The 12380-nt window shown below is 54.6% G+C and carries 12 protein-coding genes; all 12 read right to left on the minus strand.

From position 1 onward, the window contains the following. Positions 1–28: 28 nt before the first annotated feature. On the minus strand, positions 29–880 hold the full coding sequence (locus QZQ08_RS01890) for a hypothetical protein (RefSeq protein ID WP_296327050.1): 852 nt from the start codon (positions 878–880) through the stop codon (positions 29–31). Positions 881–941: 61 nt separating this feature from the next. Next, the gene (locus tag QZQ08_RS01895; protein WP_366140863.1) at positions 942–2453 is read right to left on the minus strand and encodes a DNA cytosine methyltransferase; all 1512 of its coding nucleotides are present in this window, start codon (positions 2451–2453) and stop codon (positions 942–944) included. Next, positions 2440–3675: a site-specific DNA-methyltransferase gene (locus QZQ08_RS01900; protein ID WP_349678353.1), complete on the minus strand. Its 1236-nt coding sequence runs from the start codon at positions 3673–3675 to the stop codon at positions 2440–2442. Before QZQ08_RS01900 ends, QZQ08_RS01895 begins: the two co-directional genes overlap by 14 nt. A 367-nt stretch (positions 3676–4042) precedes the next feature. Further along, complete coding sequence (locus QZQ08_RS01905; RefSeq protein WP_127007634.1) at positions 4043–4402, minus strand: HNH endonuclease; 360 nt, start codon at positions 4400–4402, stop codon at positions 4043–4045. 123 nt (positions 4403–4525) lie between these two features. Beyond that, positions 4526–4975 carry a hypothetical protein gene (locus QZQ08_RS01910; RefSeq protein WP_296327055.1) on the minus strand — a complete coding sequence of 150 codons (450 nt, stop codon included), beginning with the start codon at positions 4973–4975 and terminating at the stop codon, positions 4526–4528. Continuing rightward, the gene (locus QZQ08_RS01915) at positions 4972–6342 is read right to left on the minus strand and encodes a DEAD/DEAH box helicase (RefSeq protein ID WP_296327057.1); all 1371 of its coding nucleotides are present in this window, start codon (positions 6340–6342) and stop codon (positions 4972–4974) included. The genes QZQ08_RS01910 and QZQ08_RS01915 overlap by 4 nt, the downstream gene beginning before the upstream one ends. Next, positions 6339–6716: a VRR-NUC domain-containing protein gene (locus QZQ08_RS01920; protein ID WP_269146155.1), complete on the minus strand. Its 378-nt coding sequence runs from the start codon at positions 6714–6716 to the stop codon at positions 6339–6341. Before QZQ08_RS01920 ends, QZQ08_RS01915 begins: the two co-directional genes overlap by 4 nt. A gap of 70 nt (positions 6717–6786) precedes the next feature. Beyond that, the gene (locus tag QZQ08_RS01925; RefSeq protein ID WP_296327058.1) at positions 6787–9030 is read right to left on the minus strand and encodes a phage/plasmid primase, P4 family; all 2244 of its coding nucleotides are present in this window, start codon (positions 9028–9030) and stop codon (positions 6787–6789) included. Position 9031: 1 nt separating this feature from the next. After that, on the minus strand, positions 9032–9430 hold the full coding sequence (locus QZQ08_RS01930) for a DUF4406 domain-containing protein (RefSeq protein ID WP_296327060.1): 399 nt from the start codon (positions 9428–9430) through the stop codon (positions 9032–9034). Further along, positions 9408–9629 (minus strand): hypothetical protein, encoded by a 222-nt coding sequence (locus QZQ08_RS01935; protein ID WP_021840393.1) that lies wholly within the window; start codon positions 9627–9629, stop codon positions 9408–9410. The genes QZQ08_RS01930 and QZQ08_RS01935 overlap by 23 nt, the downstream gene beginning before the upstream one ends. A gap of 3 nt (positions 9630–9632) precedes the next feature. Beyond that, a complete protein-coding gene (locus tag QZQ08_RS01940; RefSeq protein ID WP_296327062.1) occupies positions 9633–10295 on the minus strand; it encodes a Rha family transcriptional regulator in 663 nt (220 codons plus the stop codon). A gap of 89 nt (positions 10296–10384) precedes the next feature. Then, positions 10385–12373 (minus strand): DNA polymerase, encoded by a 1989-nt coding sequence (locus QZQ08_RS01945; RefSeq protein ID WP_296327063.1) that lies wholly within the window; start codon positions 12371–12373, stop codon positions 10385–10387. Positions 12374–12380 lie beyond the last annotated feature (7 nt).

A 12380-nucleotide genomic window follows, 5' to 3' on the forward strand; every position in this document is an offset into this window, starting at 1 on the left:
GAGAATAATTATGAATTAAATTGAGAATTTATGGGTTCTGATGCCGGCGTTCTTTCTGCTTTCTGGCATGAGCCTTGGCTTCTTCTTCCGTGCGGAAGGCACTCCATCCCTTCAGGCCTTTCAGCAGGGCCATGCGCGATTCGTGGCTGGCCTTGGTCCCCATGCCGATGCGCAGGAGCCACATCCGCAGGTAGTATTTCTCGTTTTCAGGCTTCCGTGTGTCAGCCTGAACCCGTTTCGCTTTTTTCGCTGCGCTGACCATGAAGGCCGCCAGTTCAATCAGGGCGCGGTTCTTCACGGCATTGCCGGTTACGGCAATGCAGAATGTCACCGTATCTGCCGCAATCCAGAAGCCCCGCCCTTCCTTGCGATAGTTCTGATAGATGGCAAAGAAGGAAGTCTGGTCGGTACCAGGTTCTTCTTTCAAGTCTTCCACCAACCTGTCCGGCACATGGATGTTTTCATGTCCTGCCGCCCGGTTCAGCAGATACTGCTGGGCGTGGAGCATGAAGACCAGGTTGCGGAGCTGCGCACCGTCCATGCCATCAATGGGAACCTTGATTTCCATCCTGTCCGGATGCGGCAGTGCGTCCGATCCTGGCGTTTCATCCTGCTCCAGCGGCTCTTGCGGCATTTCGGGTTCCGTTCCTTCTGCCGGTTCCGGCTGCGGAAGGATGCCTGCTTCCTGCAGGAAAGCCGTGATGGCGGCTTCTGTCTTTTCATCATCGCATTCGATATCGCCGCTGCGAAGGATGCGGAACCCCCGCCCTTCGTAGGCAAAGGCCGGCGTCCCCGTATAGCGGAGCTTTTCGTTATGGTTGAAGGGGATCAGCTGTCTGGCCAGTTCCTTTCGGTCGTTCAGGTTCGTCTGGATTGTCATGGTCTATGTACCTCCTTGTTTTGCTAGTACATATATCACTCTGAACGCCGATAATAGCAAATCATTTTTGCATCTTTTTCTCAAAGAAGCAGGCAATGCCGGCCAAGACGAAATACACGCAGGGAAGGGCGACACCGTTGCCCCACATCTTGTATTCCGCAGAATCCCGGTACGGTTCCTTCAGCCATTTGATAATCTGGTTCCGGGTCTTGGGCTTTGTCTTTTTCCCCAGGGCTTTCCGATGGGTCTCAAAGACATCGCTCCAGAAGCGGATGTCTTCTTCAGACGGGTTCCCTGTTTCCAGATGGCTGCACCACCAGTCCGGGAATCCCTGGAGCCTTGCACATTCTGCCGGCATCAGGCGGCGGACACGAGCATGGCTGTTGATGAGCGGCGGATCTTTATAATCCGTAGCTACCAGGGAACTGGCCATTTCCTTCGCCGCCCGTGTGAAGTGGGAATTCTTGCTGGCACTATAGGTCAGCTCCACCACAGCGATGCCGCCCTGGTTGCTCCCCGGTACATTTCCCGAACGGTCGACGGTCCGGCAGGTATCGCTCTCATAGATATGGTTCCGCATATTGCGGGTGCCGTCCGAGGTCTGCCGTACATCATAGGTTTTCTTTTCCCTGTTGCCCCCGCCCTGCAGGACCAGCGGCTGGTTGTTGCCGCCCGTCCCGTACCGCGCCGTGAGTGATGGGTTCACAGAGAGCGGCCCCTTGTACCGGGCATCGGCTCCATGGTTCTCAAACACCGGACCCGGCAGATTGACGATGACCGGAGGATGATGGGCTTCTGCCCGCAAGGTGTTCGTCCGCTCTTCCGTCACATCCATTCGGATGCCGCCCTGGTCATTCAGGCAGATTGTGCCTGCCGTTCCAGGGCCAGGCGCAAGACGTCCGGCAGCACCCTGCCATGCTCGGAAGCCTTGCGCAGAATACCCTGACAGGCCCTCGGACTCAAATAGAACCTTTCCGGCACTTTGTCCATCAAAATCTGCGACAAGGTAGATGCGCTTTCTTCGCTGGGGGACGCCCCAGTATTGGGCATCGAGGACGCGCCAGGCCACAGAGTACCCGTTTCCCAGGATGCATCCCGCAGGCTGCCATCTGGCACAGCCAGCCACTGAAACCGCAGAGTCTTTGATGCGGCAGATTCCTTCAAGGACCGTCCGGAAGTCCTCTCCCTTGTTACTGGAGAAAGCCCCAGGGACATTCTCCCATACGATATATCTTGGATATTGTCCATTCGTTGCTTCCCTCATTTCCTTCACGATGCGCACTGCCTGATAGAACAGCGAGGACTGCGAACCGCCAAGGCCGTCCCTTTTTCCGGCAATCGACATATCCTGGCAGGGACTGCCGAAGGTAATGATGTCTACCGGCTCGATTTGTGCGCCGTTTACAGCACTCACATCACCGTAATGCTTCACAGATGGCAGCCGTCTCGTCGTCACGCGGATGGGGAACGGCTCGATTTCCGAGTTCCATACAGGACGGATGCCCGCCAGGATGGCGCCCAGTTCAAAGCCACCGCTCCCGGAGAACAGGCTGCCCAGCTTAATCTGTTCCATCATCTGCCACCTCCGCATACGGGATTTTCTCATCCCCGCGCAGGATAAACACACCCGCGTCCCCATATTCACTGATGTAGCGCCTGACGATGACGTCGACGAACTTCTCGTCCAACTCGATGCCGTAACAGATGCGGCCCGTCTGCTGGCAGGCCATGAGCGTAGAACCGGAACCGAGGAACGGGTCCAGGATGATGCAGTGGCTCATAGAGGAATTCTGTATAGGATAGGCCATGAGAGCTACAGGCTTCATAGTCGGATGTTCCTTGCTGGCTTTCGGCCGGTCGTATTCCCAGATGGTCGTCTGCTTGCGATCAGAATACCATTGATGCCTGCCATTCAGCTTCCAGCCAAAAAGACACGGTTCATGCTGCCATTGGTACGGGCTTCGGCCCAGTACCAGGGCGTTCTTCTTCCAGATGCAGCAGCCAGACAGGTAGAAGCCCGCGTCCTTGAATGCCTTGCGGAAGTTCAGCCCCTGAGTATCTGCGTGGAACACATAGATGGAAGCATCCTGCTCCATGTTCTGTTCCATATTGACGAAGGCCGCGAAAAGGAACTGGTAGAACTTATCATCCGGCATGTTATCGTTCTTGATCTTGCCGGCTGTTTCTTCCACATCGACGTTATACGGCGGATCCGTCAGCACCATGTTGGCCTTCTTCCCCGCCATCAGCCGTTCATAGGTTTCCGGCAGCGTCGCATCGCCACAGATGACGCGGTGGTCACCCAGGAACCAGATATCTCCCGCCCGGGCGACGGTCGGCTTTGCCAGTTCACCGTCGACATCAAAGTCATCTTCCTTGATTTTCTTGTTGTACACTTTCGAGAAGAGCTGCTCGACTTCCGGTGCTTCAAAGCCCGTCAGGTCGACGTTGAAGTCGACGCTCTGCAAATCGACGATGAGGTCGGCCAGGAGCTGTTCGTTCCAGGCACCTGTGATCTTGTTGAGGGCGATGTTGAGCGCCTTGACCTTATGCTCATCCTCGATATGGACAACGACACACTGGACTTCTTCGTAGCCCAGATTCTTCAGTACGGTCAGACGCTGATGCCCGCCGATGACCGTCATGTCGTAATTGACGATGATGGGTTCCACATAGCCAAACTCCTGAATGGACTTCTTGATTTTCTCGTATTCCTTGTCGCCAGGCTTCAACTGCTTCCTGGGGTTATATGCCGCAGGCTTCAGCTGGCCGATGGGCAGCATCTTCCATTCCATATCCGATGTCTTCACACGCTCGCTCCTCTCTGAAGGTGGCCGCTACTGCTCTGCCGTAACCGGCAAGGTGGTGCCACCTGCAATAATTCCGTACGCTGTCCCGTGACAGCTTGGTCTTTCTGGCGATGGCCTTGTAGCCCATCCCCTGCTTCCGCATGTCTTCTATCTGCCGGCGCTGGCAGTCGTTCATGACAGGCTCCTTTCACACAACAAAAAAGCCCCGGGCCAAATAGCCTGGAGCAGATGATTCGATTTTAGATGCCGGGTATCCCCCCTTACGAATTTCGCGTTTTTTCACGTTTGAGGGGGCGGCGGTCATGGACGGAAGGGTCACAGAGATTTGCATCCCCCCGCCCTACGGACGGATTCAGTACTTGTACTCGATGTTCCGGTCTTCGGTCATCGTCTTATGGTCATGACAGCTCTTGCAAAGGGGCTGCCAGTTCGTTTCGTCCCAGAACAGTTTCTCATCACCGCGATGCGGTTTGATATGGTCAACGACCGTTGCCGGGACGAGACGGCCTTTTGCTTTGCAGCGGATGCACCAGGGATGACGTTTCAGGAAAAACTTCCTAGCCTTCTGCCACTCCCATCCGTAACCACGTGTCTCTGCACTGGCCCGGTCGCCCTGGCACTGCCGTTCATGTTCCTCACAATATTTTCTTCCATACGGCACCAGCCTGGGGCAGCCCGGATATTTGCAAGGCGTATTCGGTCTTCTGGGCATTTACATCATCTCCGGCATCAAAAAAGGACCGATGGCATTCAAACCTCGATCCTTCATTCTTTTCTTGCTGATTATAGTATATCTTACAGAAGCCTGTGACATCAAGTGCTGCTTTAGTGACATTCAGTGACATTCGCCATAAATCTCGATGTGTTTCAGGGCTTCGTCATGCAGCCGGTACACCTGGCGGATATGAAGTCCGAGAGTATCGGCAATGGATGCCCAGTCTTTAAAGGCCAAGTAGCGGAGTTCCAAGACGACCCGTTCCCGGGCATCTGGCACTCGGCTGACAGCCTTCATGATGTCTGCCTTGAGTTCGACCAGGACGTCGATAGCTTCATCCACTTCCTGTTCCATATCCATCATACGGGCGATGGTTTCTTCCAGACGGTGCGGATTGGGTGTCCCGCTTGGCGGCACCGGGCTGAGTGTCGATGACGCCTTGATAGCCAGCTGCCGCAAAGACGATACCTGCTCCAGCTTGCTGTCTATCTGTATGTTGATGTTCCGTGCCTGTTCCAGGTACGCCTTGGCTTCCATACGCTTTTCTTCTCCTTCTGTTTCCTGTTTCATAGTATACCCCCATTTTCTGTTTCCGTCATGCCCAGGTCAGCCTTTACGGCTTCAATCAGTGCGGCCTGGGTTCCGTCTTTGTGTTTCAAGACGTTCAGGATGCGTTCATCAATCGTGTCCTTGGCTACGATGTGCTGTATGATGACAGTCTTATCCGCCTGCCCCTGCCGCCAGAGCCGGGCGTTGGTCTGCTGGTACAGCTCCAGGCTCCAGGTCAGGCCAAACCAGATCAGGATGGAACCGCCCTGCTGCAGGTTCAGGCCGTGTCCGGCAGAAGCTGGATGGATGAGGGCCACAGGTATCTTTCCCGCGTTCCAGTCGGCGAAATCCTGCGGCCCTCTCAGTTCCCTGGCTTCCATCCGCTCTCGGATGCGGTCCTTATCGTGCTTGAACCAGTACGCCACCAGGACTGGCTTGCCGTTGGCACTTTCCACCAGGTCGTCCAGGGCATCCAGCTTCTGGTCATGGATGGCCGCCACATCCTTACCATCGGTATAAATCGCGCCATTCGCCATCTGCGAAAGCTTCAGGGTAAGCGATGCGGCATTAGCAGAGGTGACCTCGCCGCCTGGAAGCTCCAGTACCAGGGACTTCTTCAGCTCATCGTACCGTTTCTTTTCCGTTTCACTCAAGCAGACCTCTTTCGCTACGCTCACCAGTTCCGGCATCTCCAGATAATCTGTTGCCTTCATGGACACGGTGATGTCGGAAATCTGGTGATAGATGGCTTCTTCCGCTCCCGGCAGGGGCTTGTAGGAATACACCACCATGCCGTTGCGCTTATCCGGCTTGAAGTATAAGTTACGGTACTGGCTGATATATCTTCCCAGCCGCTCCCCCATATCCAGGATACGGAACTCGGCCCAGAGATCCATCAAGCCGTTCCCGGTTGGTGTCCCCGTCAGCCCTACGATGCGTTTCACCTTCGGCCGCATGGCCTTCATGGCACGGAACCGCTTCGACTGGTGGTTCTTGAAACTCGACAGCTCGTCCAGGACGACCATATCGAAATCCAGGCGGCTGTTCTCATAGAGCCAGGCCAGGTTCTCGCGGTTCACGATATAGATATCCGCATCCTGCTGCAAAGCCCGCCGCCGTTCTGCCACGGTTCCCACGACCACACTGCAGGTCAGCTCTTTCAGGTGATCCCACTTCCTGAGTTCATCCGGCCAGGTGTCTCTCGCCACCCGCAGCGGAGCTATCACCAGCACCCGCTTAACTTCAAAGGCATCATACATGAGGTCACGGATGGCCGTCAGCGTTGTCACCGTCTTGCCAAGGCCCATGTCTAGGAACAGGGCTGTAATGGGATGGGACTTGATGTATTCGATGGCGTATTTCTGATAATCATGCGGCATGAACTTCATGCACCTCCGCCCCCTTTCCCATCAGGCATGTGGGCGATAGCCTTCAGGACTGCGGGAATATCCTCCATGGCATCCAGGACGAATACCTGGTAGCCCAGCCGTCGCAACATGGCATGGCGCTTCAGCTGCAGCGGCCTTGGCTTCTGCCCCGGCGCCTTTACTTCCACAAAGCCCATCTTCCCATCAGCCAATAGAATCAAGCGGTCCGGCATACCTGCAAATGATGGCGAAACAAGCTTCACTGCCTTACCGCCAGCCTTCTCCGTTTCCATCACCAGGTGGTGTTCGATTACTTTTTCTCGCATATTACTCACCTCTTTTTTATAGGGGTGCAGGTCGGTGAAGGTCGTTTCATAAACTTCCCTTAAAGACATTTTTTCTATTTTTCAGCCCTAAAGGGGGTTTATATATTGACCTGCACCGACCTGCACCCTTCCCTTTTTCTTACAGGAAATCTGTGACTTTCAGCTTCAGCCCATAAATGAAATACCCAGCTTTCCGCTTACGCCTGTCAAACCCAGTTTTCTCTAATGCTCCGTAAAAATCCGTCGTACTGCGGGTATACTCGTTCATCTGCTGGCAGTACAGCCGATAGGCCGTATAAAGTTCCCCGGACTTCTCGCTGAAAGAGACATCTTCTTCACAGCAGTCATCCAGGAAATGCCGAAGCCAGTCATTCTGCCCGCGGTATTCATTGATGGCAGATGCGACGCAATCAGGCGTATCCAGGTGATAGTTCTTGGCAATGACCCTCTCCGCCCCTTCGATAATCCACTGCAGGATGGCAGGACCGGCTTTCTCCACCAGGTAGTCTGCGTAGTTCTTGATGTCGCTCTTCCCTTCGAACTGGGCCTTGAAGGGCATGACGATAAGACGCCGCCATGTCCCTTCGTCATTGGCACCCACCCTGGGCAGGTGGTTCGTGTAGAGAACCAGCGTGTGTGTCGGTACGAACTTAAAAGGATCCTTATACTTCTTTTCGCCGCTCACTTCATCCGTTGAGCAGAGCTGTTTCAGGATGGACGTAGAAAGCCGGACGCCTTCTTCCATTTCGGCGGCAATGATCATGCGCTTCCCCTTCAGCTCCGCCATTTCCGGACGGACGTTCCGCTTGCAGCCTGCCGTCAGGGCATCGGCAGAGATGCCGCCGCAGTAGCTGCCAAGGACGCGGGCCAGGGAATTCCAGTAGGTCGACTTGCCGTTGCGGCCGTCGCCGTACGCGATGACCAGGGCTTCTACATAGACTTTGCCGATAGCCATGAGACCGCTGATTTCCTGGGCGTAGTCGATGAGCGCCGTATCGCCGGTAAAGAACTGCCGGACGGCCTGTTCCCAAATAGCTTTCCCTTCGATGCCCGGGTCTACAGAGGTACATTTCGTGATGAAGTCCGTCGCTCGGTGTTCCTGCCGTCCCCGCATCCCTTTCCGCAAATCATATGTATAAGACGGGGTGTTCAGCAGGAATTCATCTGCATCCAGTGCCTGGATAGGCATCTGGACCATGGGTTTCAATGCCTGCAAGGCCGACAGGATATAGCGCATATCGCGGCGTTTCAGGACAAACTTCCGGTACGCTTCTGCGGCAAGGTAGGCGGCGTAGGCTTTGGTTTGCTTTTCCTCGATCATCTTCTCCAGGTTCCGTCCGCCCTTACGGATGATATCTTCCGAAATCCCTGTCCCTGCTAATTCCTTGAGTGCCTGCTCGGACTGTTCATTAGCATCAGCCAGTTGCAAATCCAGGAATTCTTCCGCTGCACCGACCGCTGCCTGCCGCGATTCTTCCCAGCAGATGCCATCGTAGCGGATGAAATCCGTGCTGTCGGTGTAGCGCAGCTCGTCGCCGTATTCTCTGGCGATGACCTTGGCCTGGCCGATATCCGAATAATCCTCCGGCCGCAAGGAGTCCCGGGTGCCGAAATCGTTGTTGTATTCATCCGGGCTGACGTAACCTTCCTGCTTTGCGATGCGCTTGCCGAACCGTACGGCACTGCCCCAGATAGTGTTCAGCTCGGTGTCGGGAAGCGGCGGGTCGCACTTTTCCGCTTCGTCGAGGAAAATCTGGTACGCCTTTTCCGTCGCCCCGTAACGTTTGATGACGCGGCCGGCAAAACGGCTCATGGTGCTGTTCCGGCGTCCGGCCGGGATACTGCGTGACTCGGTATCTCCCACTTTGAGTACCTGGTCGATTGTCGTTTCCCCGTCCTGCCACAATACTTTCTCGACAGGGCAGCCATAGATGAACCGGGCCGCATCGAGAGCCGCTTCATCAAAGAAGGGATAGGCACGGTGGATTGCCCGTTTCAGTTCTGCATAGTGCTGTTCATCCATGATATCCGGAATCCCGAAATAGGCATGGAAGCGTGGTCTGGCACACTTGCCGTCCTTGGGTTTCATGTGATTCCTTGACGGCACGATGGCCACCGAGACTTTTGGCAGCATGGCCAGGAGCTTTTCCATGATAATCCAATCAGCAGGATTCTCCGAGTGAGTGTTGTCACAATCCATGACCAGGACGTCGGCGGAGAGAAAATTCTCCCGCTTCCGATAACAATCTTTGAAGGCTACGCAGACATGATCGAAGGCGGCTGCCGCCTTCAGGTCCTCGGCACAGCTGATTTTCTGCTGCCTGGGATAGCGGCAATTCGCTTCCACGCCAGCAAAGTCTGACCTATAAAGTGTAAAATCCATCTTATTTCACCTCGTTAATATACCGAATTGTTTTTCCTTTTCTTTGGGCGTACTGGATTTCTTTTTCCATTCCCGCCGAAATCACATCGCCAAAGACCCAGAGTTCGACGCAGCGGGACAATAGTGCGATATCCATAAAGAGTGCCAGTTCCCGTTCCGATTCTTCATCGAGGAACTGCGGTAGATACAGATGCGGTGCCAGAGGGATACATCCCTGGTCTACCGTATAGCGGCAGTAGGCACAGGCTTTCCGGATATTTTCTTCTACATCCCCGGCATAGGGCGAACACACGTACACAACAGGCATGAACGGTAACCTTTGGGGTTCCACGTTCCTGATTGCCTGATACGCTGTCGGGTCCGGATAATACTCTGCATTACGTTTCGGATTGTTTTCCATGCAGTTCCATCCACCCCTCCGCACATTCATCGCACAATACTGCCGTTCCCACCAGGTCAGCGTCACTGTCTGACAGGACATCCTTCAGATTGACAGGTACTTCCCTGCCACAGACCGGGCAGCGGCAGAAAACGTTTTCGTCATTGATTTCGACCGTCACATCGACACCATCTTTAAGTGGTTCTTTTACGTAAAACATGATTCATCCCTCCAGTTCCGTTTTGTAATAGGTCATGAGCATCTGCTTGCGCTGCTGGAAATCCGGGCAGGAATACAGCAGACCGTAATCCAGGTGCTGCAGCCGATCCAGAGCATGAATCTGCTGTGCAGTCAGATAAGGCCGGATGCTCTGCCCTTTTTCGATGCCGTTGGCCAGCCGGAACTGCTTGGCAGACATCCCCAGCACGATGCGGTTCAACATGTCACATTCATTGCTGAAGTGGTACGGCTTCGGACTTTCATGCAGGCGGCAGATCATGTCCGTCAGCATCGGGAATTCCTGCCGGGCAGACAGGAGCGACCGGATGCACTGCTCCATCTCGTTGAAACGCTGGATATAGAGTTCCTTGAAGTGCATCGCCTTCGAGCCTGTGTAGCCCATGACCAGCATCGTGAACCCATCGCGGGTCAGCAGGTAACGTGGCAGTTTTCTTCCCCTGGCATCACGATATGTATTGCCCTCAAAATTGAGTGCAATGAATTCCGGGCTTAATCCAGAATTGGATGCAGTGATTCGTCCGATATCACGCAGAACGTTATAATGCTGTTTTTCAAAAGTCGCTGCAACAAACAGGCTGTCGACCCTTGGTACACCTCTCTGATCAGCAAACACGCCAAATTCATCTTCTGGAATCAAAAACTTCATAGCGAATCCCGCCTTTCTTAAAATAAATATCCGAGGAAATTCCCTCTGATAGTGAAAGGACAGAAATCACTATGTTAAGTACCGGGAAATCAATCTTTTTTATAAAAATCACATTCGTAGCCATCAGCCCGTAACAAAAGCTCCTCTGCCCAGGGAGGTGTCCGCCCCATCTGCTCACAGATAGCTGCTACACTGGTGTCTTTTGGGCACTCGATGATCAGTTCATCGTGGACATGGCCCACAATGGCACAGCAGCGCAGCGTCTGCATAGCGTAGCAGAGGATGTCACGGCTGATGCCCTGGACGATGTTCTCCACGAACTTCGGGCCATAGCTTTCGAGCCGTTTCCACTTCTTCGTTGCGCCGATGCCTTCATAGGTGACGGATTCCCCACCGAAGCGGTTCTCGCCTATCCGGGGCTTTACGTAGGAAAGCCGCCGTCCGCTGGGGAGCTGTATGAACAGCATGCCGCTCTGATACAGAAAGCGGATGCAGCCAGTCCGCATGGGGATACGTTCCTTGATGGCTGTCTTCACGGCGGCGTCCACCTGCCACCAGAAATCGACGATGTGCGGATTGGCCGACCGCCAGGACTGCACCAGAGGATACAGCTCATTTTCCGTAAGTCCCATGTCCAGGGCGCCCATGGCCTTCAGCGCTCCTACGGAGCCGCCATAGCCAAGGGCCAGTTCTGCGATTTTCCCTTTCTGCCGGAGATGCCCGTTGACGCCATGCTTTTCTACGGGAACGCCGAACATGGAGCTGGCCGAGGCGCAGTAAATGTCACCATTCCTGGCAAAGACATCCGAACGCCATGTTTCTCCTGCCAGCCACGAAAGCACCCTGGCTTCAATGGCCGAAAAGTCAGATACCACAAACTTCAGCCCCTGCCGTGGTACAAAGGCGGTGCGAATGAGCTGGGAAAGGACATCGGGGATGGAATCATACAGGAGTTCCAGGGCTTCATAATTTCCCTGGCGTACCAGTTCCCTGGCTTCCGAGAGGTCCGGCAGATGATTCTGGGGCAGATTCTGCAGCTGGATGTGCCGGCCGGCAAACCGCCCGGTCCGGTTGGCCCCATAGAACTGAAACATCCCTTTGGCCCGGCCATCCTCACAAGCCGTCATCCCCATGGCCTGGTATTTTCGGACCGATGATTTGGCCAGCTTCTGCCGGAGCAGCAGCACACTGCGAAGCGGTTCTTCTGCCGTCTTCAGCAGTTTCTGTACCTGCTTCTTGCCCAAGGAATCCGTCTTCATCCCATGCTGTTCCAGCCAGCCGATCATCTGGATGACGGAGTTCGGGTTCTCCAGGCCCGTCTTTTCCTTCAGCATAGCCATCAGGCTGTCCCGGCTGCGGGCATCGATGACGATGGCATTTTCAGCCAGCGTCCGGTCGATGGCGATGCCCCGGTCATTGATTTCCTGGTCGAGATGATATTCATCCCATATCGGTTCCGGGACGGGATACTTCTTCAGCCGCTCCTGGATGGCCATTTCCACTTCCACATCCCGTTTGTTGTAGGACTTGAACAGTGTCCATTTGTCCAGCGCATGCTGAGGAAGGTTTCTTGTCCTGCCGCCATTCGATTTGGTTTCCTTGCAGGGAACGCAGAAATAGCGGATCAGGTCTTTGCCTTCCTTCATCTTCTGGCTGTCCAGCTTCAGCACGGCTCCTGCGCCTTCCAGGGAAAGGGGCAGGCCCATATAGGCCGACCAGATCATGGAGCATTTCCATCCTGCCGGATTGAGGAACCTGGCACAGTCCTGGGAAAGCGGATGATGGTCACGGAACGGGGTCAGGCTCATCCCCAGGTCACACAGGTAGCGCGACAGGCAGACCCGTTCAAAGCTGGCATTGAACGCCCACTTGGTAACGGATTCATCGGTCAGGGCATCCAGGATAGCGTTAGGGATACGCTCTCCCTGCGCCAGGTCAACGACCTGCACTTTGCCGCCGTCCACCGAATATCCAAAAAGAAGGATTTCAAAGGCTGGCGATTCGGCATATTTGTACACGCCGCATTTTGCCAGATTGATATCGCTGAATGTTTCAATATCGATACTGATGGTTTTCATACGCTTC

The organism is uncultured Acidaminococcus sp. (assembly GCA_900538365.1).
Classification (GTDB): Bacteria; Bacillota; Negativicutes; order Acidaminococcales; family Acidaminococcaceae; genus Acidaminococcus.